Here is a 24682-nt window from a genome sequence, read left to right as displayed (position 1 = left end):
CGAGTTGCAAGTTCTCTTTGTTAGTTTCAAAGCTTCAAAGTTTCAGAGAATCAAAGCTTTGATACTTAGAAACTTTGTTACTTTGCATCTTTGCAACTCAAAAAAACAAAAAAAATGAATACTTTATTAAACGTAGAAACAAGAAACGCCGTATTACTTAGAATGGCAGAACTTTTGGAAAGCGAAAGGGAAGCGATTATTAAGATTAACAAAGCAGATTTAGATGCTTATAATGGGGATGATATTTCTATGTACGACCGTTTGAAAGTAGATGATTCTAAAGTAGATGAAATGATTAAATCTGCAACACATTTGGCTTCACAAGAAGACCCTGTTGGTGTAGAACGCTTCAGCTTTAAACACGATAATGGCATGCAGGTTTATAACAAAACCGCCTCTTTTGGAACGGTGTTGATTATTTATGAATCACGTCCAGATGTTACTGTTGAGGCTGCTGGAATTGCTTTTAAATCGGGAAATAAAATTTTATTAAAAGGTGGTAAAGAATCTTTAAAATCGAATTTAAAAATTGTGGAGTTGTGGCATCAAGCTTTAAAAGAGCATGGCGCTTCAAGCAATTGGGTGGAATATTTACAATTCAACCGAACCGAAACTCAGGCTTTTTTAGAAAAACCAACACAAAAATTAGATTTAATTGTACCTCGTGGTGGCGAGCGCTTAATTGCTTTTGTAAAAGAGCATGCTTCTTGTCCTGTAATTATCAGTGGACGTGGAAATAACTTTGTTTATGTTCATAAAGAAGCAGATATAGAATTGGCATTAAAAGTGATTATAAATGCTAAAACGGCTAAAATTTCAGCATGTAATGCGTTAGACAAAGTATTGATTGATGAAAATCTTCCTAATAAAGAAACCTTTATAAAAACATTGATTTCGAAGTTAAAAGAATTCAAGGTTCAGATTTTAGGAGATGAAGCCATTTCTAAATTTGAAGGTGTTGAACCTATTGAATCGGATGACATTTGGTATCAAGAATTTTTGGATTATAAAATTGCTATGGCAGAAATAGGATCTAATGAAGATACCATTGCCATGATAAATAAATATTCTGGCGGTCATTCATCATCTATCATCACAACAAATGATGAAATTGCTAAAGTGTTTATGGCAAATGTAGATACGGCAGCTGTTTATCACAACGCATCCACTCGTTTTACCGATGGTAGCCAAATGGGGTTAGGTGGCGAATTGGCAATTAGTACTGATAAATTACACCAACGTGGACCAATTGGTTTACAGCATTTAGTGACTAACAAATGGTATGTTCATGGCAATGGACAAATTAGATAACCATGAAAAAAAGAAGGATATTACTTAAAGTTGGCTCCAATACGCTTACAAAAGAAACCGATAATATTTCTAGAGGTAAAATTGAAGATATAGCAAGTCAAATTGCAAAACTTCAGGATACTTGCGAGTTTGTTATAGTAAGTTCCGGCGCCATTGCCGTGGCTAAACAATTTGTAAAATTGGAAAGCAAACAGAAGGATGTTTTTGTAAAACAAGCCTTGGCATCTATTGGTCAGCCACACTTAATAAGGATATATCAAGAAATTTTCAGGGAATATGGTTTGCTTACATCACAGTGTTTGTTGTCTTATTCCGATTTTGAAAGGGAGCAAAGCCGAACCAATATTGTAAATACTATTAATGTGTTGGTTGCGAATAATTACATTCCTATAATTAATGAAAATGATACCGTTGCAACCGATGAAATTAAGTTTGGCGATAACGATAAATTAGGAGCCTTAACAGCATCCCTTTTAAAAGCAGATTTATTCATCATTGCCACCAATACAAGCGGTATTTATACCAAGGAGTCTTTAGAAAACGGCACGCCAAAAACCATTGAAGTGGTAGAAGATTTTGAAGAGTTAGCAAAACAAGTGGTAAGTTCAAAATCATCGCATGGAAGTGGTGGTATGCAATCTAAAATTGAAGCGGCATCGGTAACCAAAAAAGCAAATATAGAAACTTGGATAGTAAACGGATTGGAAGATAATTTCATGTTAAACGCAATGGATAACAAGGTTCCGTTTACCAAAATAAAATAATTTAAAATGAAGAATTACACCTCCATACACGATATAGATAATATCCATTCTTGGATTGAGGAAGCCAAAGCGTTAAAAGCAAATCCGCTTAAGTATATAGATTTAGGAAAGCATAAAACCATTGGTTTATTGTTTTTTAATTCGAGTTTACGTACCCGATTAAGCACGCAAAAAGCAGCTTTGAATTTGGGTATGGATCCTATCGTCATGAACGTGTCTGGAGATGCCTGGGGTATAGAGTTTGGAGATGGTACCATTATGAACGGAAACACCGCAGAACATATTAAAGAAGCAGCTGCCGTAGTGTCGCAATACTGCGATATTATTGCGGTAAGAGCGTTTCCAACGTTGACTGATAAAGAAAAAGACGAAAGCGAGCATGTACTGAAATCGTTCGTAAAATATGCTTCTGTTCCTATTGTAAACATGGAAAGCGCTACAGGGCATCCGTTACAAGGGTTTACCGATGCTATTACCATTTCAGAAAACACTAAAAAAACCAAACCAAAAGTGGTTTTAAGTTGGGCACCGCATATTAAATCGTTACCACATGCGGTGGCGAATAGTTTTGTTCAATCCATGCAAAAAATGGATGTGGACTTCGTGATTACACATCCTGAAGGTTATGAATTGAATCCGGAAATCACTGGAAATATACCAATAAACTACAATCAAGAGGAAGCATTTAAAGATGCCGATTTTGTATACGTGAAAAATTGGAGCAGTTATAACGATTACGGAAAAGTATTGAATACGGACACGAATTGGATGATTACAAAAGAGAAATTGGGTGATGCCAAATTTATGCACTGTTTACCTGTAAGAAGAAATTTAATTGTTGAAGATGCCGTTTTAGATTCTGATAATTCTTTGGTAATTGAGCAAGCCAATAATAGAACGTACGCAGCACAATTGGTACTGAAAAAAATATTGGAAAATGGCTAAAGAAAAACTATCCATAGTAAAAATTGGAGGTAATATTATTGAAGACGATGCATCACTAAGTGCATTTCTAAAATTATTTGCCAACCTAAAAGGAAAGAAAATTTTAGTCCACGGAGGTGGAAAACGCGCTACCAGTGTTGCATCTAAATTAGGTATAGAATCTAAAATGGTAAATGGCAGACGCATCACCGATGCTGAAACTTTAGAAGTGATTACCATGGTTTATGGTGGTTTAGTAAACAAAAATATGGTGGCGCAGTTACAGGCATTGCAAGTGGATGCCATTGGATTAACAGGTGCCGACATCAATAGTATTTCATCAGAAAAAAGACCCGTAAAAGACGTCGATTTTGGATTTGTTGGAGATGTTAAAAAAGTAGCGCACAATTCCATAGATAAATTAATTCAGGCGAATTTTACGCCTGTTTTTTGTGCCATTACACACGATGGTAACGGACAATTATTAAACACCAATGCCGATACCATAACATCGCAAGTGGCGGTGGGAATGAGTGAACTTTACGATACATCCATTTATTATTGTTTCGAATTGAATGGCGTTCTGAAAGATATAAACGATAAAAATTCAGTGGTAAAACACATCGATTCTAAATTATATTCAGAATTGTTAGAACAAGGCATTATTGCCGATGGTATGCTTCCAAAGTTGGAAAATTGTTTTGATGCGTTGCATCATGGTGTAAAAACCATAAACATGGGAAATACTTCGATGTTAACCCAAGAAAATGATAATTTTACACGAATAACATTATAATATGGCAATACAAGAATTAACAAACGATGCAATTGCACTATTAAAACAGCTAATAGAAACGCCTTCTTTTTCTTCGGAAGAAGACCAAACCGCAGCACATATTGAAGCATGGTTTAAAAAGTATGACATAGATTATAAACGAAATCAAAACAACGTTTGGGCGGTTAATAAACATTTTGATGCTAGCAAACCCAACATGTTGCTTAATTCGCATCATGATACGGTAAAGCCAAACACTGCTTACACCAAAGACCCGTTTAAAGCCATTGTTGAAGACGATAAATTATACGGTTTGGGGAGCAATGATGCTGGAGGTTGTCTGGTATCGTTAATTGCAACTTTTACCCATTTTTATAATCATAAAGATTTAAAATACAATTTGATTTTAGTCGCTTCCGCGGAAGAAGAAAGCAGTGGGCCAAATGGGTTGAACAGCATGCTAAAAATCATTCCAAAAATTGATGTGGCGATTGTAGGTGAACCAACCCAAATGAATTTGGCCGTTGCCGAAAAGGGTTTGGTTGTTTTTGATGTGAAAGTAAAAGGCACAGCAAGTCATGCGGCTCATCCGAATGATGACAATCCGATTTATAAACTGATTGAAACGTTACAATGGTTTAAAGATGTGAAGTTTGAAAAAACGTCAGAAGCTTTGGGCGATGTAAAATTAACGGTTACACAAATCAATGCAGGAAAACAACACAATGTCGTGCCAGCCGATGTGGAATTGGTAATTGATGTTCGTGTAAACGATAAATATACCAATGCTGAAATTGCTGAGTTTTTACAAAAAAATGCACCATGTTCAAGCATAGTACCACGTAGTTTACATTTAAATTCATCATCCATTCCGGTGGAGCATCCATTGGTGCAAGCAGGTATTGCTATGGGCAGAACCATGTATGGGTCGCCAACATTATCAGACCAAGCGTGGTTATCATGTAAATCATTAAAATTAGGACCTGGTGATAGTCCGCGTTCGCATTCAGCAGATGAATTTATTTATTTGCATGAAATTGAAGAAGGTATTAAAATTTATGTTGAATTGTTGAATCGGGTGTTAATTCCTGTGTAGGCAGGAATCTCATAATTAAGACCTGCAAGGTTTTAAAAACCTTGTAGGTCTGAAAAAAGGAATAAAGAATAAAAGGAAAGATTTCCTCCCGATAGCTATTGGGATTCGCGGGAATGACAATAATAACTAAAATTGAAAGTAGAGATTTCTGCTTTCGCAGAAATTTATGAAACTCTGGGATAAAGGCATATCAATCGATAAAAAAATAGAACAATTTACTGTTGGAAACGACCGAGAAATTGATGTTCATATAGCAAAATATGATGTAATAGCATCGAAAGCACATGCTAAGATGCTTCAAAAAATTGGTATTCTTACTACCAATGAGTTAATTGAATTGTTAGGAGGTCTTAAAAAAATTGAGATTCAAATAGAGAATGGCACTTTTGTAATTGATGACCAATTTGAAGATGTACATTCTAAAATAGAATTCGAATTGACTAAAACTTTAGGTGAGGTTGGTAAAAAAATACACACTGCACGTTCTAGAAACGACCAAGTTTTAGTGGCTTTACAATTGTATTACAAAGAAAATTTAGGCATTGTAAAAGAAAAAACGAAGACACTTTTTGAAACCCTTTTAGGTTTGGCGGAAACACATAAAGATCAAGTCCTTCCAGGTTATACGCACTTACAAGTCGCCATGCCATCATCGTTTGGGTTGTGGTTTTCGGCATATGCTGAGGTGTTGGTTGATGATGTATATTTATTAGATGCCGCCATCAAAACAGTTGATCAAAATCCGTTAGGTTCTGCGGCTGGTTACGGAAGTTCATTTCCTATTGATAGAGAATTAACTACCAAAGAAATGGATTTTTCAACCCTAAAATATAACGTAGTTGCTGCTCAAATGAGCAGAGGTAAAAGTGAACGTACTATTGCTGCAAGTTTAGGTAGTTTGTGCAACACCATGAGCCGTTTTGCTATGGATGTGTGTTTGTATATGAGTCAGAATTTCGGATTTATTTCTTTTCCAGATGAATTAACTACAGGAAGTAGTATCATGCCACATAAAAAGAATCCTGATGTTTTTGAGTTGATTAGAGGGAAATGTAACAAAATACAGGCTTTACAAACTGAAATGCTTTTAATAACCAACAACTTACCGAGTGGTTACCACAGAGATTTTCAGTTGTTAAAAGAAAACATGATTGCTGCTTTTGAAGATGTAAAAGATATTTTAGATATTTTCAATTTCTCGATTAAGCAAGCCATTGTAAAAGATGTTGATATTCATAACGATTTGTATAAATACTTATTTACAGTGGATAATATTAACACGCTAGTTGTTGAAGGACAAAGTTTTAGAGAAGCATATCAAAAAATTGGTGGACAAGTACAAGACGGAACTTACAAACCCGATACATCTAAAAAACACACACACGTTGGTAGTATTCATAATTTGTGTTTAGATAAAATTAGAAGCAAGTTCCCTAAATAAATGACTGATTTAGTTGAAGTAAAACAATCGCCAGTACATGGAAAAGGTGTTTTTGCATCGCGAAACATTAAAAAAGGTGAATTGTTGGTTAAAAGTGATATGGCACTTGTTCATGTGAATGAAAATTTACCGGAAGTTTTGGCAACACTTCAATTTCCTTGGACAGAGGAATATGATGCCATTTGTATTAGTGATGCAGGTAGTTTTTTTAATCACAGTAATGAGCCAACAGCCCAGGTTGAAGAACGTGATTTTGTTAATCTCACTCAAACATTTGTAGCTAAAACAGATATTATAAAAGGTGAAGAAATCACTATTTATTATAACGATGCTTTTGAAGACTTTGTCAAAAAATAATATTTTTCAAGATTCATTGCTTTTGTGATTAGTAAATAGGTTGCTTAACGTATTTTTAAATATTTAAATGAACATGAAAATAGATAAGTTTGTCTTATCCATTATAGCGGTAATAGGTGTTGCTTATATTTTTCCTGAATTGGGAACAGCACATAGTCGTATGCCTATTGATACTATTTGTACAGTAGGTATTTCATTAATCTTCTTTTTTTATGGTTTGAAGTTAAGCCCCGATAAATTAAAATCGGGACTTAAGAATTGGAAGCTTCATCTTTTAGTGCAGGCTTCAACCTTTATTATTTTTCCACTTATTGTTCTGGTGTTTTATCCTTTGTTGCAAACACAGGAGCAAGAACTATTGTGGTTGGCATTCTTTTTCCTAGCAACTTTGCCATCAACAGTATCTTCATCTGTGGTTATGGTTTCTATAGGTAAAGGCAACGTGCCTGCAGCCATTTTTAATGCGAGTATTTCGGGTATTATAGGTATTGCTGTTACACCACTTTGGATGGGTTTGTTTGTTGATAGTTCGCAAACCAATTTTGAGTTTACGGAAATTTACACGAAACTTATTGTACAAATTATTTTACCTGTAGTTATTGGTTTGTTGTTGCAACGGTTTTTAAATGTGTTTGTAAACAAGTATAGTAGTGAACTTACATTATTCGATAAGTCTATTATTTTACTTATTATTTATAAGAGTTTTGCGCAATCGTTTTATGAAAATATATTTAGTGAAGTATCTATCTTCGATTTGTTTTTCATGTTTGTTACTGTATTGATTTTATTCTTTTTAACCTTTTTTATAACGAAGTTTATTGCTGAAAAATTAAGTTTTAATGAAGAAGATCAAATTACAGCCCAGTTTTGTGGCACGAAGAAATCGTTGGTACATGGTACCGTTTTTTCGAAGATTTTGTTTGGGAATACAGCCGCCATTGGAATTGTTTTATTACCTCTTATGTTGTTTCATGCAGTGCAAATAGTAATTATAAGTTTTATAGCAGCGAAACTAGCCAGACGTTAATTAAAAAAGCGCATTTTTAAATGCGCTTTTAAGAATTTTTTCAAGAATTTTAATTTTGGTGACTAACTCAAACAATTAAATTAAAAAGTGGACATACCACTTTTTTTACTTAGAAAACTACTTTGAAATTAGTTGCCTTATTATTTTTAGAAAGTTTTATTATGTATAATCCTTTTATATTTAAGGGGATATGATTTAAGTTGTTTTTAAGTTTAGTTTTAAAAACAATTCTGCCATTTAAATCAAATACAACAACGCTGGTTTCCGGTTCAGCCTTAATAAGCATTATTTGGTCTTTTACTAAAACCTTTTTATTTAAAGCAGATTCAGAATTAACATTAAGGGCATCATCAATTTTGCCAACGCCACTATAGGTTTTTACAATGGTAGGTACATCTACAGTTGCGTGTAATGCGGCCGTATAGTTGTATAAAGTTGAGGGTGTAAAATTACAGTCGTTCACAAATTCTTCACCTTCACTTAAAGGGCTAGAACTTCCGCCATTTATATTGCTATATCCAGCAGGCAGCCTGCTACAATTTTCAAATATATTGTCAATTAATTTTCCTTGGCCATTTTCAGATAGTTTTCCAAATATGGGTTTTTTAGCATTTTTAAAATAATTTTGTTCTATATACGCATTTGTGTTGATGCGTAGGTTAACACCATCACCAGGGCAATCTTCCATATAATTATTGAAATAGTGGTGTTGTCCAAATCTCAAAAGTGGTAAACGCGATCCGTCAATTCTAGCAAAATAGTTATGATGAAAAGTTATGGTACGGTTGTAATTATCACTATTGCCACTGCCAGAAAGTAATGCTTTAGAGTGATCGTGGAAATAGTTCCAAGATATGGTTAAGTGCTGCGTGTTGTTTTTGTTGTCAACAAGTCCGTCGTATCTATCTTTATTAGTGATGTTTTCATTGTAAAATTCACAGTGGTCAATCCAAATATGTTGGCTAATACGTTGAGGTTCTGGAATACTGTCTTTATCGGCTTGTATACCTATGCAATCTGGGTCGCCAAGTGTGGTTACACCATCTGTATCAAGAATTTTGTATTCCCCGTCGCGGGTGGCAGGAACATATTTCATAGTGAACTTTATGTTTCGTATAATGATGTTGGATTGGCATTGTATAACAAGACCAATTCTATTTAAGAAAGCTTGGTCGCCTATCCCAATTAAGGTTTTGTTAGAACCAACCTTTAAAATAGCACCAAAGGTCGTTTCTATAGCCCCAGGCGTACCGCTGGCTACAATGCCCCCATCAACATCTACCCAAGTTTGAACTCCTGTATTAAACTCTTTGTTAATTCTAATGATATATGGTGTTGATGCATTCTCAACATATTGCCTTAATTCTTCAAGTGTAGTAGGTGTAACGGTAGTTCCGCCAGTACCACCTGTAGTTCCTCCACCTAATGTGGCAAACCCAACCATACTAAAGTTGGGTGTTTGAGCTGTAATTACCATGCAAGAAATGCTTACTAGTATTAATATAAATGGTTTAAAGTAGTTGGATGTCATGAAGAATTGTTTTTGCTTGATGTCTTAACTATTAAATATAACCATTTAAGTTTGAAAACTTTGGGTAGTTTATGTTGGAATTTTTAAATTTCAGATGATGTGTGTATATAACAGGCTAATCTTCTTGTTAGTTTGAAATGGTTCATAATAAATAGGCTGTTAATTGAAAATAAAATAATGAAATAGAATTTTTTGCGTTAGCGATTGCAGTGGAAATCCTTTTGTGAGGTATGAACAAAAGATTGAAACGAAAAGCGCGACCCGTAGGGTAACGCCCAAATAAGCGTATTAAAAAAGCGCACTGTAAACAATGCGCTTTTAAGGACTTTTTCCAAAAATTTTAATTTTGGTGACTAACTCAAATAATTAAATGATTGTGGATTGCCCTAGATGTATGTTGGTAAAGTTTAAATTGGTTTCATCTGGATTGTTTATGAAATCTTCAATGAAATCGCCAACTTTTGTGGTGGTAATGTTATCGTACTTTGTGTTTAAATCGGGTGTGGTAATGTGCAATTTTAACGATTTGTCTACACCTTCTCTAACCAAAGCTGCTTCGTCGTCCAACCCAAAATGATCTAACAGCATAGCTGCTGCCAAAATAGCAGCAATGGGGTTTGCAATACCTCTATTGGCTGCTTTTGAATACGCCCCATGAATAGGCTCGAACATAGCATGTTTATCACCTAATGAAGCCGATGCCAATAGGCCAATAGAGCCTACTATAACGCTGGCTTCTTCCGATAGGATGTCTCCGAACATGTTTTCGGTTAATATTACATCAAACTGTTTTGGATTCATAATGAGTTCCATGGCAGCATTGTCTATGTACATAAAGTTCAATCGAATGTTTGGGTATTGTGTTGCCAATTCTTGCACCACTCTGCGCCATAATCTAGAACTTTCTAAAGCATTGGCCTTGTCTACCAAGGTTAATTTGCGTTTTCTAGATTGTGCCGCTTTAAACGCTAAATGGGCGATGCGCTCCACTTCAAAACGGGTGTATTCGCAAATATCGGATGCGGTATTGCCGTCTTCACTTAATTTTTTTTCTCCAAAATAAATACCTCCGGTAAGTTCGCGGTAAATAAGTATGTTGGTATTTGCAATTTGCTTTTTCTTTAAAGACGATTTGTTTAGCAAATCATCATAAGCAATTACGGGCCTTATATTGGTATATAGACCTAAAGATTTTCGTAAGCGTAAAAGTCCTTGTTCTGGTCTTATTTTCGCATAAGGGTCTAAATCGAATGCGGCATTTCCAATAGCACCAAATAAAATAGCATCGGCTTTTTCGCAAATATCTATAGTTTCTTCCGGTAACGGATTGTTTGTTTTTTCTATAGCACTTGCACCCACTAAAGCGTGTTGAAATGTAAATACATGGTTATATTCCATAGCTATAGCTTTCAAGACCTTTTCGGCTTGTGCTATAACTTCTGGACCAATACCATCGCCTGGTAAAACGGCTATATTTAATTTCATTTTACGCTGAAATAATTTCTTTATATAATCTACTGTTTTCTATAATGGTGTGGATATCATCATCATTCACTTCTTTCTTTTTATCGGCAAAATCTAAGAAATTCACATAGATTTCATCTAATTGAAGTTTCGTTAATTCGTATCCAACATTTTTTGCTCTATATGCTAGTGCTGCACGTCCGCTTCTTGCAGTTAATACAATAGCAGATTCGGTAACACCCACATCTTTAGGGTCTATAATTTCGTATGTTTCACGATTTTTAATAACCCCATCTTGATGAATTCCAGAACTGTGTGCAAACGCATTAGCTCCCACAATAGCTTTGTTTGGTTGCGTATAGATACCCATACTGTCTGATACTAATTGACTAAGACCATAAAGCATTTCAGTTTTGATATTAGTATCTAAATTTAAATACGGGTGTTGCTTTAAAATCATTACCACTTCTTCTAAAGCAGTATTTCCTGCACGCTCGCCAATACCGTTAATGGTGCATTCTATTTGGCGTGCACCGTTAATAACACCTTCTATGGAGTTAGCAGTTGCTAAACCTAAATCATTATGGCAATGGCATGATAAAACAGCTTTTTCAATGCCTTTTACGTTTTCTTTTAGGTACTTGATTTTTGCACCGTATTCGCTTGGTAAACAGTAGCCTGTAGTGTCTGGAATGTTTAAAACGGTAGCACCTGCTTTAATAACAGCTTCACAAACACGCGCTAAATATTCGTTATCGGTTCTACCTGCATCTTCAGCATAAAATTCTACATCTTCAACAAAAGATTTTGCGTAACTTACGGCTTTAACGGCGCGGTCAATAATGGCATCTTTATTTGAGTTGAATTTAAATTTTATATGAGAATCGGAAGTTCCAATCCCCGTATGGATTCTAGGTGTTTTAGCATGTTTTAATGCTTCGGCAGCTACTTTTATATCGTTTTCAACAGAACGTGTTAAACCACAAACTGTTGCGTTCTTAACAATTTTAGAAATGGCTTCAACCGATTTAAAATCGCCAGGACTTGATACAGGAAAACCAGCCTCAATAATATCAACACCTAATAAATCAAGCTGTTCAGCAATAATTATTTTTTGTTCGGTATTTAATTTGCAGCCTGGGACTTGTTCACCATCGCGAAGCGTTGTGTCAAAAATTTGGACGTTAGTATTAGACATTTAATAAAATAAATTTTTCTTTTGTATTACGAATGTATATTTTGGTTTCCTTAAATGATAATCCAACTCGCCTTTTTTACGATGTTTAACTTGAATAAAATTTAATTAAATAACTGAAAATCAAATATATAATAAGGTTTTTGTAACTATGACAAAAGAGCAAAAAGATAATTTGTTTGTATTGGTAAAATCGCTTTCTAAGTCTGAAAAGCGGCAATTTAAACTTTATGTAGGACGTTTGGGGGTAAATGAAGATTCAAAATTTTTGACCCTTTTTAATATTTTAGAAAAACTTTCGGTTTATGATGAAACAGCGATTCTTAAAAAAGGGATTGTAAAAAAAGAGCAATTATCAAATTTAAAAGCGCATTTGTACAAGCAAATTTTAATTAGTTTACGGTTAAACCCCTCGCACCAAAATATTAGAATTCAAATTCGCGAACAGTTAGATTTTGCTACCATTTTATATCACAAAGGGTTATATAAACAAAGTTTGAAAATTTTAGACAAAGCAAAAAACTTAGCCATTACCAACGAAGAAAAAAATGTGGCTTATGAGATTGTTGAACTCGAAAAGATAATTGAATCACAATATATAACTCGAAGTTTAGGTGATAGAGCCGATGAACTTTCAATTCAAGCAAAAGAACTAAGTCAGCAAAATGTATTAGCGAGTAAGCTGTCTAATTTGTCACTTCAATTGTACGGTTTGTTTTTAAAAACGGGTTATGTTAAAAACAATAAAGAAAGTATTCGTGTCATAAAATATTTCAATGCCCGACTTCCAAAATATGATATTAATAAGTTAGGGTTTCGAGAAAAATTATGGCTTTACAAAGCGTATTTATGGTACAGTTTTTTAACTGTAGATTTTTTATCGTGTTATAAATATGCCAGAAAGTGGGTTGATTTATTTTATGAAAATAAGGACCAAATTATTTTAAATCCTGTTTTCTTTTTAAGAGGGAATCATTATTTGTTAGAAGCACTTTTTTATCTAAGACACTATGAAAAGTTTAAAGAATCATTAGTAAGATTAGAAACTATAACTAAAGAAAAATGGTTTCCAATAGATGATAATATTGATGGACTAACATTTTTATATATCTACAATAATAGATTCAATTTACATTTTATTGAAGGTAGCTTTAAAGAAGGTTTGCCTTTAGTTGAAGAGGTTTTAGAACGTTTAAAAGATTATAATGACCGAATTGACGAGCACCATATTATGGTGTTTTACTATAAAATTGCCAGTATGTATTTTGGTGCAGGTGAAAACAAAAAGTGCATTCAGTATTTAGAGAAAATTATAAATAACAAATCGTTACAAATGCGTGAAGATTTGTTGTGTTTTGCCAGAATCCTGAATTTGGTAGCGCATTATGAAGCAGGCATGGACTATAATTTGGATGTGCTAATTCGCAGCACCTATAAGTTTTTAATTAAAATGGAGGATTTGTACGACGTGCAAAAGGAGTTTATTAAATTTTTAAGAGGTTTGGGCGATATTTACCCCAATGAAGTTAGAAACGAATTCATCAAACTTCATGAAAAACTAAAGGAGTTTGAACACGACCCATACCAAAGTCGCGCATTTTTGTATTTAGATATTATTTCTTGGTTAGAATCTAAAATTCAAAATAGACCCATTGGGTTGGTCATTCAAAATAAGTTTTATGAGATGCGTTTTAATAAATAAAAGCTTATTTGAATCATTGTTTTTGAAATGATTTTTAAATTTTCCATTGAAAAATTTGGATATTAACTTTTTCTAACTGAATATTTGCATTCACAAAGTTCAAACACTTACTGAAATGTTATCAAGAAAGGTGGAGGGATTAGACCCTTTGAAGCCTTAGCAACCTCCCGAACTTATCGGGGAAGGTGCTAAATTCTACTTAGTTTTCAATTCATTTATTGAAAATTGGATAGATAACTAAAACGAAATTACTCATACTAATTTCAATTATTCTTTTTAACATTTTTCTATTAAGTACATCAATTTTGATGCATTTGGCTTTTGTTTTAATCATTATTAACTCAAAAAAATTAGAAAAATGAGCACATTAAAATTAGCAACCAACGCATTACACGCAGGACATGACACCACTGCAACTGGAGGAACACGAGCAGTTCCAATTTATCAAACATCATCGTATGTTTTTAATAATTCAGACCATGCTGCCAACCTATTTTCATTAAAAGAACTGGGTTTTATTTACACCAGACTTAACAATCCTACCAACCAAATTTTACAAGAGCGTTTAGCGGCTGTGGAAGGTGGTATTGGCGCAGTAGTTTTTGCTTCGGGAACATCGGCAATTTCAACAGGTTTACTAACTTTATTAAAAGCGGGCGATCATATCGTAGCATCAGCCAGTTTATATGGCGGTACCTATAATTTGTTGAAGGTAACTTTGCCTCGTTTGGGTATCACAACCACATTTGTAGATGCCGATAATCCAGATAATTTCGCTTCGGCTGTACAAGAAAATACACGTGCTTTCTTTGTGGAATCCTTAGGGAATCCAAAATTAGATGTGTTAGATTTAAAATCTATTTCTGTACATGCTAAAGTGGCAGGTGTGCCATTTATTGTAGATAATACCGTGGCAACCCCCGCTTTGTTGAACCCGATTGAGCATGGAGCAAACATAGTTATTCATTCATTAACTAAATATATTGGCGGACAAGGAACATCATTAGGAGGAGCCATCATCGATGCAGGAACTTTTGATTGGTCTAACGGAAAATTTCCAGAATTTACGGAACCTTCAGCAGGGTACCATGGTTTGGTTTATCATGAAGCTTTAGGGGCTGCAGCATATACTTTCAAATTAATTCTTGAAGGATTAAGAGATTTTGGAGGAGCTTTAAGTCCGTTTAACGCATTCCAAATCATTCAAGGTTTAGAAACGTTACCAGTACGAATAAAACAACACAGTGCAAATGCTTTAGAACTTGCAAAATGGTTAGAGCAACAACCCGAAGTAGCTTGGGTAAACTATCCAGGGTTGGCATCTAGTAAATATAAAGATTTAGCCGATAGATATTTACCAAAAGGACAAAGTGGTATCATTACCTTTGGAGCAAAAGGCGGGTTTGACGCAGCTAAAACGATAGCAGATAATTCTAAATTATTTTCATTATTAGCAAATATTGGAGATACCAAATCGCTTATCATTCATCCAGCAAGCACCACGCATCAGCAATTAACAGACGCAGAACAAGATGCGGCAGGAGCACCAAAAGATTTAATCCGTTTGTCAGTTGGATTGGAAGATATTGAAGATTTAAAAGCCGATTTAAAAGAAGCTTTTTCAAAAATTTAATAAATAAATATCGACCTGCAAGGTTTTAAAACCTTGCAGGTCTAAAAAAATAAAAGAAATCGTTGAAAGTAAATTTACAACATATCATTATTAAAAACTTTATCACCGAAAGTAAAGTGCTTAACCCCGAAATAAAGTTAAGTTACCAAGTATTCGGTAAGCCTTTAGGTACTGCACCTGTGGTATTGGTAAATCATGCCTTAACAGGAAATAGTAATGTGGCAGGTAAAGATGGTTGGTGGAGCGACTTGGTGGGAGATGATAAGGTAATCGACACGAAGCTTTACACCATTTTATCTTTCAATATTCCAGGAAATGGTTTTGATGGTTTTGTAATAGAAAACTATAAAGATTTTGTAGCACGCGATATTGCAACTATTTTTTTAATAGGTTTGAAAGAACTTAAAATTGAAAAACTGTTTGCGCTTATTGGTGGATCGTTAGGTGGCGGTATCGCTTGGGAAATGGCGGTGTTAAACCCTGATATTACCGATAATTTAATACCTGTGGCAACCGATTGGAAATCGACCGATTGGTTAATAGCCAATTGCCAAATTCAAGAGCAATTCTTATTGAATTCAAGAAATCCGGTACACGATGCCAGAATGCATGCCATGTTATGTTACCGTACTCCAGAATCTTTTAACGAACGTTTTCAACGATCAAAAAACGAAGAATTGGAGATTTTTAATGTGGAGAGTTGGTTGTTGCATCACGGGAATAAATTGCAAGAGCGTTTTCAACTGTCTGCATACAAATTAATGAATCAGTTGTTGAAAACCATTGATGTTACCAAAAACAGGCCAACCGATTTTAATGTGTTGGAAAATATTCATGGTAACATTCATATTGTAGGGGTCGATTCCGATTTGTTTTTTACTGCGGAAGAAAACAGGCAAACCCACAAACAATTGGCAGTTTCCAACCCAAATGTTACTTATAATGAGATACATTCGGTACATGGGCACGATGCGTTTTTAATGGAATACGAGCAATTAGAGAAAATAGTAGAAGGCATTTTTGTGCCAAGTTCTAAAAAAAGAAGAATGAAAGTATTAAAGTTTGGAGGAAAGTCGTTAGCAAATGGCGATGGGTTGAACACCGTTATTTCCATTATTGAAAATAAGGTGAAGGAAGGTGAAAAAATCACAGTGGTAGTATCGGCAAGAAGTTCGGCTACCGATGATTTGGAAGATATTCTAAACAAAGCAGCCAAAGGACATCCCTATAAAGAAATATTACAAGTATTTAAAAACTACCAAACAGAACCTTTAAAAGATGTTGATTTTTCAGCAGAATTTTCAGTTTTAGATAAACTGTTTGAAGGTGTTAGTTTATTAGGTGATTACAGCAAAAAAACAAAGGATGAAATTTTAGCCCAAGGCGAATTACTTTCAGTAAAATTGATTGCGAGTTTATTAAATAAGAAAAACATAAAAGCAGCTTCAGTCGATGCTAGAACCCTAATAAAAACCAACGATACCTTTGGAAATGCACAACCTATTTCGCAACTTTCAAAAGATAACGTTAAAAAATATTATAAAGAGGTAGGTAACGATGTTGTAAATGTGGTGACAGGTTTTATTGCTTCGAATTCTAAAAATGAAACCACTACTTTAGGAAGAAACGGCAGTAATTACACGGCAGCACTTTTGGCAAACTATTTAGATGCCGAAGAGTTGCAAAATTACACCCATGTAAACGGTATTTATACAGCAAACCCCGATTTGGTGGAAGATGCAAAAAAAATACGTGAATTATCGTTTAGTGAAGCCAATGAACTTGCCAATTTTGGAACGGAAGTGTTGCATGCCAAAACCATCATTCCATTAGTTGAAAAAAACATCAACCTTCGTATTTTAAATACCTTCAATCCGGAAGATGAAGGCACGTTAATCACGGCGAAACCAAACTCTAAAGAAGTAACCTCGTTATCGGTTTTAGATAACGTAGCACTTTTGAATTTAGAAGGTCGTGGTTTATTAGGAAAAAGTGGCGTAGATGCACGTATTTTTGGTGCATTAGCAACTCAAAATATTAGCGTAAGCATTATTTCACAAGGTTCTTCGGAACGTGGTATTGGTTTAATTATTAATGCCGACCAAGCAACCCAAGCTGTAATTGCTTTGGAACGTGAATTTGAAAAGGATTTCTATTCACAAGACGTTAATAAAATTGCAGTGGTTGATGATGTTTCGGTTATTTCTATTATTGGTATCGAGTTAAGTTCGTTCCATAAACCATTTAATGCGCTTATAAAAAACCAAATTACGCCGTTATTGTTTAATAATACGGTTACTGGTAAAAACGTGAGTTTGGTGGTTAGAAAAGACCAACTTCATAAAGCTATGAATGTAATTCATGGTGAGATTTTCGGAATTTCAAAGAAAATAAACATTGCTATTTTTGGTCATGGAGGCGTTGGTAGTGCTTTGATTAATCAGATTTTAAAATCGAGAGACGATATTGAAAAACGAAAAGGCATCAACCTAAATGTGTTTGCCATAGCTAATTCTAAAAAACAACTTCTAAATAAAAAAGGAGCTGATAAAAACTGGAAGGAAGCTATAAAAACATCTAAGTTAGAAAGTTCTATTGAAGATGTGATTGCTTTTGCAAAAACACATCATTTGGAAAATTTAATTGCAGTTGATAATACGGCGAGTCCTAAATTTCATGACAATTATATACCTTTAGTTGAAGCTGGTTTCGATTTGGTGTCTTCTAACAAAATAGCCAATACCATTTCACATCAGTTTTATACCGATTTGAGAGCGCAATTGAACGAACACAACAAGCAATATTTATATGAAACTACGGTTGGTGCCGGTTTACCGCTGATAGATACTATTAAATTGCTGCACGAATCGGGTGAAAACATTACCAGAATTCGAGGTGTTTTCTCAGGAACGTTGAGTTATTTGTTCAATAATTTTTCAGTTCAAGACAAACCATTTAGTGTTGTTGTTCAAGAAACGATTGATAAAGGTTTTACAGAACCCGACCCAAGAGAAGATTTCTCTGGAAACGATGTGGCTAGAAAATTATTAATTTTGGCAAGAGAACTGGATTTACAAAATGAATTTGAAGACGTATCGGTTCAAAATTTAATACCAGAAGCTTACAGAGATATTTCAGTTGCTGAATTTTTAAGTCAGTTGAACGTATTAGATGCTGAATTTCAAAAGATAAAAGAAGCACAAAAACCAGGATATGTGTTGAGATATATTGGTGATTTGTCGGGCGATTTATCTCAAGATAAAGGCAATTTAGAAGTGAAATTAGTGTCCATTCCAGGAGATAGCACATTAGGACAAATTAAAGGCAGTGATGCAATTTTCGAAATATTTACAGAAAGTTATGGTGAACAACCCATCGTCATTCAAGGTGCAGGAGCAGGTTCGGAAGTAACAGCAAGAGGCGTTTTTGGAGATATTTTAAGATTGTCTAAACATATAAATTAGGCTACAAAGTCACAAAGTTTCAAAGTAGCAAAGAGATAAGGCTTAGAAACTTAGAAACTTTGTGACTTAGAAGCTTTAAAATAGATTGATAAAAATACCTTTATTTACTGGAGGTAAAATATAAAAATATGAGTAACAAAAAATTTGAAACTTTAGCAGTAAGAACGCAATCTGAAACCACTCAGTTTTCTGAGCATTCGGTACCTTTATATTTAACATCAGGATTCGTTTTTGACGATGCCGAAGAAATGAGAGCGTCTTTCGCAGAAGAAAAGCAACGCGATTTGTACAGCCGTTATAGCAACCCAAACGTTAACGAATTTGTAGATAAAGTATGCCTAATGGAAGGTGCAGAGGCTGGTTTTGCTTTTGCGAGTGGTATGGCTGCTGTTTTTTCAACGTTTGCAACATTACTGGATGCGGGTGATCATGTGGTATCCTGCAGTTCAGTATTTGGCGCTACACATGGTTTGTTTACAAAATACTTCCCTAAATGGAATATTGAGTGTTCTTATTTTAACGTAAATGAAGTTGAAACTATAGAAAGTTTAATTAAACCGAATACCAAGTTTTTATATGCAGAAACGCCAACCAACCCAGGTGTTGATGTGTTGGATTTAGAATACCTAAGTGCGATTTGTAAAAAGCATAAAATTTTGTTAGTGGTCGATAATTGTTTTGCAACACCATATTTGCAACAACCTATAAAGTATGGTGCCGATTTGGTAATCCATTCTGCCACCAAACTAATGGACGGACAAGGGCGTGTACTCGGAGGTGTTACCGTTGGTAAAAAGGAGCTAATTAGAGAAATCTATCTATTTTCAAGACTTACAGGGCCTTCAATGAGTCCTTTTAATGCATGGGTACTTTCAAAATCACTGGAAACATTAGCGGTTAGAACCGAAAAACATTGTGAGAACGCCCTGAAATTGGCTACATTTTTAGAAGCACACCCTAAAGTATCATGGGTGAAATATCCATTTTTAAAGTCGCATCCTAAGTACGACATTGCTAAAAAGCAGATGTTATTGGGGGGCAATATCATAGCTTTTGAGGTAAAAGGTGGTTTAGAAGGTGGGAGGTCTTTTTTCGATGCCATTAAAATGTGTTCGCTATCTGCCAATTTAGGGGATACCAGAACCATAGTAACGCATCCAGCAAGCACCACCCACGCTAAGGTGGAAGCAGAAGTAAAAGCGGCAGCAGGAATTACAGATGGTATGGTGCGGGTTTCAGTTGGGTTAGAGCATATAGATGATATTATTGAAGACTTGAAACAAGCCTTAAATTAAAAACCAAATCGGTAAATGACTAAATTTTTGATTTTTATATTGTCTATATCTTTTATGCAGTGTAAAAGTCAAGTGGATATGAATACAGTGCCTTCTGAAAACAAAAGAATAAAGCAAGACTCGATAATTAAAAAGTATGTTACTAATTGTGCAGAAAAGTTTAATTACAAGTATCAAATGATTGAATGGCAAAATTGTTTAGATGAAGGCTTAAAAGTGGATAGCACTATTGCATATTTGTGGCAACAAAAAGCCATGCCATATTTTAAAGCTCGCAAGTATGAGGTTGGCATGATCTATTTAGATAAAGCTGTTTTTTATGATTCGAGAAGATGGTTAAGTTATAGAGCATTTATTAAATGTATTTTTGCTAAAACCTACCAAGATGCCATCATTGATTTTGAAAAATGCATCGATACAGAAGGTAATTCATATGTTATGGATCATACTTATCAATTTCATATAGCGCTTTGTAATTTGCAACTTAATCAATTTAAGAAAGCTGAAACTATTTTTTCAAAAGATATAGAAGAACAAGAAAAAGAATGGGGAGAAGCTCATTATCTAGACCTTTTCTACTATGGAATAAGTAAATATGAACAAGAAAAATGGAAGGAAGCTATTGTTGAATTTGATAAATCATTAAAGCAATATCCAAATTTTTCAGAAGTAAAATATTATAAATCTATTTGTTTATTGAAATTAAATGATTTGGAAAACTCTAAAATTCTGTATCAACAATCTAAAGAAGATGGTATTAATGGGCATTCAATCAACGAAGATAATAGCATATACGAAACATATCCTTATCAAGTAAGATGGTAAAATTATTATTTCAAAATTCTTAAATTAAGTATCTTCGCGCTATGCTATCTAAAAAAACAAAATACGGATTAAAAGCACTCACTTTCATTGCTAGAAGTGGAAGTGATATGCCAGTACAGGTTGGAGAAATTGCAAGAGGAGAACAAATACCTCAAAAATTTTTAGAAAGCATTTTACTCACCTTAAGAAAATCGGGCATTTTAGGTTCTAAAAAAGGAAAACATGGCGGCTATTATTTAAGAAAAGACCCTTCGGAAATATTAATGACCGAGGTGATGCGTGTTCTAGAAGGGCCCATAGCTATGGTGCCGTGTGTGAGTTTAAACTTTTATGAAAAGTGTGATGATTGTCCAGACGAGCTGCTTTGCAGCGTTAATAAACTCATGATTCAAGTACGAGATAGCACACTTGAAGTCTTTAAAAACACAACACTTAAAGATCTGTCGCTTAGGTAAATGAACCGAGCTAATGCAGTATTTTTGTAATTTAGCAGATGTTTTATAGCTAACAGCATGTATCTTTAATATGAAATGAATATAACTCATAAAAAAAATAAAATTATTGTTTGAGAATTAATAAAAAGTATTAAATTTGCATTTCCTATTAAATCGATAGGATTAATGTAATACTAAGTAAAATGATTGGGCACGTGTTAACAAATTCAAATCAAAACGAGAAAACGAGTTATAAAACAGACAGCGCTAAAGAGAAGCCGCTTAGAAGTATTGTGAAGTCTATTAGCTGGAGAATTATAGGTACTTTAGATACTATTTTGATTTCTTGGGTAATAACAGGAGAGTTGGCCCTGGCGTTTTCTATAGGTTCGGTAGAGTTAGTTACCAAAATGGTATTGTACTTCTTTCATGAGCGAATTTGGAATAATATTAAGTGGGGAAAATAAGTTAATAGAGAGAGATGATAACGCAAGAGAACATAAACGAATTAAATACGCTTTTAAAAAATGCTAAGCCATCTGAGATTATCCAGAAGGCTTTTGAGCTTAATAAAGAAGCAGTTGTTACAACAAATTTCAGACCTTACGAAGCGGCTATTTTACATGCTGTAAATTCGGTTGAGGCTAATATACCAGTGGTTTGGTGCGATACAGGTTATAATACGCCGCAAACATACAAACATGCTGAAAAAGTAATAAAAGATTTAAACTTAAACATTTTTTTATATGTGCCTAAACAAACCACGGCGCACAGAGATGTGGTTTTGGGAATTCCGAGTGTAGATGCTCCTGAACATGCTCTGTTTACAGAGCAAGTTAAGTTGGAGCCTTTCAGGCGTGCCATGGAAGAACATAAACCAAGAGTTTGGTTTACCAACCTGCGCCAAGGACAAACAGCCTTTAGAGATAGCATTGGTATTTTCAGCGTGAGTAAAGATGGTGTATTAAAAGTAAGTCCGTTTTACTATTGGTCTGATGCAGATTTAGATAAATACCTTGAAGAAAACAACTTGCCAAACGAATTCAAATATTTCGATCCAACAAAAGCTTTGGAAAATAGAGAGTGTGGGTTACATGCTTAATTAAGTTTGAAAGTAAAAAAGTAAAAAAGTAAAAAGTCACAAATCAGAAAACAGTAGTGGCTAACAAAAATAAGATTATGAAGAAAGACACATCAAACATAAATTCATTAGAAAACGAAGCTATCTATATCATTAGAGAGGTAGCGGCGCAGTTTGAAAAACCTGTATTGTTATTTTCTGGAGGAAAAGATTCTATCACCTTGGTACGGTTAGCTGTAAAAGCATTTTATCCTGCGAAAGTTCCATTTCCTTTAATGCATATTGATACGGGGCATAATTTTCCTGAAACTATTGAGTTTAGAGATCGTTTGGTTAAAGAACTAGGTTTGGAATTAATTGTTAGAAACGTTCAAGATTCTATCGATCAAGGAAAAGTAAAGGAAGAATCTGGTAGATATGCCAGTAGAAACCAATTGCAGACTACGACGCTTTTAGATGCTATTGAAGAATTTAAGTTTGATGCTTGTATTGGTGGTGCGCGTCGTGATGAAGAAAAAGCAAGAGCAAAAGAGCGTATTTTTTCGGTACGTGATGATTTTGGCCAATGGGATGAAAAAAACCAACGTCCAGAGCTTTTCGATATGTTGAATGGTCAAATTAATTTAGGACAAAACGTACGAGTGTTCCCAATTTCAAACTGGACAGAATTAGATGTTTGGTCTTATATAGAACAAGAAAATATCGAAATCCCTTCTATTTATTTTGCGCACAAACGTAAAGTATTCTTAAGAGATGGTATGATTTGGTCTGCTGAGGATGAAGTGGTTTATAGAGATGATAGTGAAGAAGTGATTGAAGAAATGGTGCGTTTTAGAACCGTAGGCGATATGAGTTGTACAGCGGCTGTCTTATCGGAAGCATCAACAATTTCTAAAGTAGTTGAAGAAATTAGAGATAGTACAATTTCAGAACGTGGTGCGCGCATAGACGATAAACGTTCTGAAGCAGCCATGGAAAAACGTAAACAACAAGGGTACTTTTAGCCGTATGCTATAGGCAATAAGCCATAAGCAAATAAAAATTAAGATAAAGTCAGATTGCTTAAAGCGTTAAGCATAAAGCATAAAGCAAAAAATAAAATGGAAGTATTAAAAATTGCAACAGCAGGAAGTGTAGATGATGGAAAAAGTACCTTAATAGGGCGCATACTTTACGATACAAAATCATTAACTACCGATAAGTTAGCAGCTATTGAAAAAACAAGTAAACAAAAAGGTTATGATTACTTGGATTTTTCGTTGGCAACCGATGGATTGGTAGCAGAAAGAGAACAAGGTATCACCATTGACGTGGCACACATCTATTTTTCAACAAGAAAGAAAAGTTACATTATAGCCGATACCCCTGGCCATGTTGAATACACGAGAAACATGGTTACAGGCGCTTCAACATCTCAAGCGTCTATCATTTTAATTGATGCAAGAAAAGGGGTTATCGAGCAAACCAATCGTCACTTCTTCATCAATAATTTATTGAGAATTAAAGATGTTGTTGTTACCATTAACAAAATGGACTTGGTAGATTATTCTGAAGAGGTTTACAATAAAATCAAAGCAGATTTTTCTGAGTTAATGAGCAAAAGAGATTACCAAGATCAAAAAATCACGTTCATTCCGGTAAGTGCTTTAAAAGGTGATAATGTTGTAAACCGTTCTGAAAATATGCCTTGGTACACAGGTGAATCTTTATTAGAGCATTTAGAAGGTTTAGATAAAAAAGATATTTACAATGTAGGGACGCCACGTTTTCCAGTACAGTATGTTATCCGTCCAAAAACGGAAGATTTCCACGATTTTAGAGGGTATGCAGGTAAAGTGTATGGCGGGGAATTAAGTGTTGGTGATAATATTTTAGTATTACCATCAAAAACAAGATCAAAAATCAAGGATATTTATTTCTATGACGAAAAATATCAAACAGCTTCAAGACGTTCGTCGGTTACTATCACTTTAGAAAATGATATTAATGTAAGTAGAGGTGATATGATTGTTAAGGAAGGTGATTTACCTACCATCGATAAACAATTTACAGCAAATATTTGTTGGATGGATTCAACGCCATTGGAAGCGGGTTCAAAATATGTGTTACAACATGGTGTGAACAAAGTATTGGCTAGAGTAGAAAAAATCAATCATAAAATAAACCCTGATTATTCAGGTATTGAAAAAAACGTTCAAGGTTTGGGTGTCAATGATATTGCTTCGGTAACATTCAAATTCAACAAACCATTGTTCTTCGATCAATTTAAAAATCACAGAACAAACGGATCGTTTATTTTAATCGATACCCAAAACAATCATACGGTAGGAGCAGGCTTCATTCAATAAAAAAAAACAGAAGTT

21 protein-coding genes and 1 riboswitch are annotated in these 24682 nt (G+C 34.4%); of the genes, 18 read left to right on the top strand and 3 right to left on the bottom strand.

Annotated elements, in window-relative coordinates:
• The first annotated feature begins 90 nt into the window (after positions 1-90).
• The 8 genes from VP395_RS13185 (at position 91) to VP395_RS13150 (ending at position 7695) form a co-directional block, all read left to right on the top strand.
• The gene (locus VP395_RS13185) at positions 91-1311 is read left to right on the top strand and encodes a glutamate-5-semialdehyde dehydrogenase (protein ID WP_346242487.1); all 1221 of its coding nucleotides are present in this window, start codon (positions 91-93) and stop codon (positions 1309-1311) included.
• Between the two features lie 2 nt (positions 1312-1313).
• Positions 1314-2075 carry a glutamate 5-kinase gene (proB, locus tag VP395_RS13180; RefSeq protein WP_346242486.1) on the top strand — a complete coding sequence of 254 codons (762 nt, stop codon included), beginning with the start codon at positions 1314-1316 and terminating at the stop codon, positions 2073-2075.
• Between the two features lie 6 nt (positions 2076-2081).
• The gene (locus VP395_RS13175) at positions 2082-3020 is read left to right on the top strand and encodes an N-acetylornithine carbamoyltransferase (RefSeq protein WP_346242485.1); all 939 of its coding nucleotides are present in this window, start codon (positions 2082-2084) and stop codon (positions 3018-3020) included.
• On the top strand, positions 3013-3795 hold the full coding sequence (gene argB / locus VP395_RS13170; RefSeq protein WP_346242484.1) for an acetylglutamate kinase: 783 nt from the start codon (positions 3013-3015) through the stop codon (positions 3793-3795). The genes VP395_RS13175 and argB overlap by 8 nt, the downstream gene beginning before the upstream one ends.
• 1 nt (position 3796) lies before the next feature.
• Positions 3797-4870 carry a M20 family metallo-hydrolase gene (locus VP395_RS13165; RefSeq protein ID WP_346242483.1) on the top strand — a complete coding sequence of 358 codons (1074 nt, stop codon included), beginning with the start codon at positions 3797-3799 and terminating at the stop codon, positions 4868-4870.
• Positions 4871-5036: 166 nt separating this feature from the next.
• Positions 5037-6311 (top strand): argininosuccinate lyase, encoded by a 1275-nt coding sequence (argH, locus tag VP395_RS13160; protein WP_346242482.1) that lies wholly within the window; start codon positions 5037-5039, stop codon positions 6309-6311.
• Positions 6312-6668 (top strand): SET domain-containing protein, encoded by a 357-nt coding sequence (locus tag VP395_RS13155; protein WP_346242481.1) that lies wholly within the window; start codon positions 6312-6314, stop codon positions 6666-6668. It begins immediately after the preceding gene.
• Between the two features lie 67 nt (positions 6669-6735).
• On the top strand, positions 6736-7695 hold the full coding sequence (locus VP395_RS13150) for a bile acid:sodium symporter family protein (RefSeq protein WP_346242480.1): 960 nt from the start codon (positions 6736-6738) through the stop codon (positions 7693-7695).
• Between the two features lie 109 nt (positions 7696-7804).
• Here the strand turns inward: VP395_RS13150 and VP395_RS13145 are convergent, their stop codons facing one another.
• The 3 genes from VP395_RS13145 to VP395_RS13135 all read right to left on the bottom strand — a co-directional run bounded on the left by VP395_RS13145 (position 7805) and on the right by VP395_RS13135 (position 11888).
• A complete protein-coding gene (locus VP395_RS13145; protein WP_346242479.1) occupies positions 7805-9226 on the bottom strand; it encodes a pectate lyase family protein in 1422 nt (473 codons plus the stop codon).
• A gap of 366 nt (positions 9227-9592) precedes the next feature.
• The gene (leuB, locus tag VP395_RS13140) at positions 9593-10711 is read right to left on the bottom strand and encodes a 3-isopropylmalate dehydrogenase (protein ID WP_346242478.1); all 1119 of its coding nucleotides are present in this window, start codon (positions 10709-10711) and stop codon (positions 9593-9595) included.
• A gap of 1 nt (position 10712) precedes the next feature.
• Positions 10713-11888, bottom strand: coding sequence for a 2-isopropylmalate synthase (locus VP395_RS13135; protein WP_346242477.1), 1176 nt, complete (start codon positions 11886-11888; stop codon positions 10713-10715).
• Positions 11889-12036: 148 nt separating this feature from the next.
• Here VP395_RS13135 and VP395_RS13130 point away from each other — a divergent pair, with 148 nt between their 5' ends.
• The 10 genes from VP395_RS13130 to VP395_RS13085 all read left to right on the top strand — a co-directional run bounded on the left by VP395_RS13130 (position 12037) and on the right by VP395_RS13085 (position 24667).
• Entirely contained in the window at positions 12037-13587 is a 1551-nt protein-coding gene (locus tag VP395_RS13130; protein WP_346242476.1) for a hypothetical protein, read from the top strand.
• Between the two features lie 115 nt (positions 13588-13702).
• A riboswitch (SAM riboswitch) is annotated at positions 13703-13827 on the top strand.
• A gap of 118 nt (positions 13828-13945) precedes the next feature.
• Entirely contained in the window at positions 13946-15220 is a 1275-nt protein-coding gene (locus tag VP395_RS13125) for an O-acetylhomoserine aminocarboxypropyltransferase/cysteine synthase family protein (RefSeq protein WP_346242475.1), read from the top strand.
• 62 nt (positions 15221-15282) lie between these two features.
• Positions 15283-18684, top strand: coding sequence for a bifunctional aspartate kinase/homoserine dehydrogenase I (gene thrA / locus VP395_RS13120; RefSeq protein ID WP_346242474.1), 3402 nt, complete (start codon positions 15283-15285; stop codon positions 18682-18684).
• A 128-nt stretch (positions 18685-18812) separates the two neighbouring features.
• Positions 18813-19979, top strand: coding sequence for a trans-sulfuration enzyme family protein (locus VP395_RS13115; RefSeq protein ID WP_346242473.1), 1167 nt, complete (start codon positions 18813-18815; stop codon positions 19977-19979).
• A 15-nt stretch (positions 19980-19994) separates the two neighbouring features.
• On the top strand, positions 19995-20804 hold the full coding sequence (locus VP395_RS13110) for a tetratricopeptide repeat protein (protein WP_346242472.1): 810 nt from the start codon (positions 19995-19997) through the stop codon (positions 20802-20804).
• Between the two features lie 41 nt (positions 20805-20845).
• On the top strand, positions 20846-21259 hold the full coding sequence (locus tag VP395_RS13105; RefSeq protein WP_346242471.1) for an RrF2 family transcriptional regulator: 414 nt from the start codon (positions 20846-20848) through the stop codon (positions 21257-21259).
• 182 nt (positions 21260-21441) lie between these two features.
• Positions 21442-21705, top strand: a complete 264-nt coding sequence (locus tag VP395_RS13100; RefSeq protein WP_346242470.1) for a DUF2061 domain-containing protein — start codon at positions 21442-21444, stop codon at positions 21703-21705.
• Between the two features lie 14 nt (positions 21706-21719).
• Entirely contained in the window at positions 21720-22340 is a 621-nt protein-coding gene (locus VP395_RS13095) for a phosphoadenosine phosphosulfate reductase domain-containing protein (protein ID WP_346242469.1), read from the top strand.
• 56 nt (positions 22341-22396) lie between these two features.
• The gene (gene cysD, locus VP395_RS13090) at positions 22397-23323 is read left to right on the top strand and encodes a sulfate adenylyltransferase subunit CysD (RefSeq protein WP_379884167.1); all 927 of its coding nucleotides are present in this window, start codon (positions 22397-22399) and stop codon (positions 23321-23323) included.
• A gap of 96 nt (positions 23324-23419) precedes the next feature.
• Positions 23420-24667, top strand: a complete 1248-nt coding sequence (locus VP395_RS13085) for a sulfate adenylyltransferase subunit 1 (RefSeq protein ID WP_346242468.1) — start codon at positions 23420-23422, stop codon at positions 24665-24667.
• Positions 24668-24682 lie beyond the last annotated feature (15 nt).

Source organism: Mariniflexile soesokkakense, assembly GCF_039650365.1.
GTDB lineage: Bacteria > Bacteroidota > Bacteroidia > Flavobacteriales > Flavobacteriaceae > Mariniflexile > Mariniflexile soesokkakense.
The sequence above is the reverse complement of the archived record's forward strand: the minus strand, read 5'-3'. Positions and strand labels throughout refer to the sequence as shown.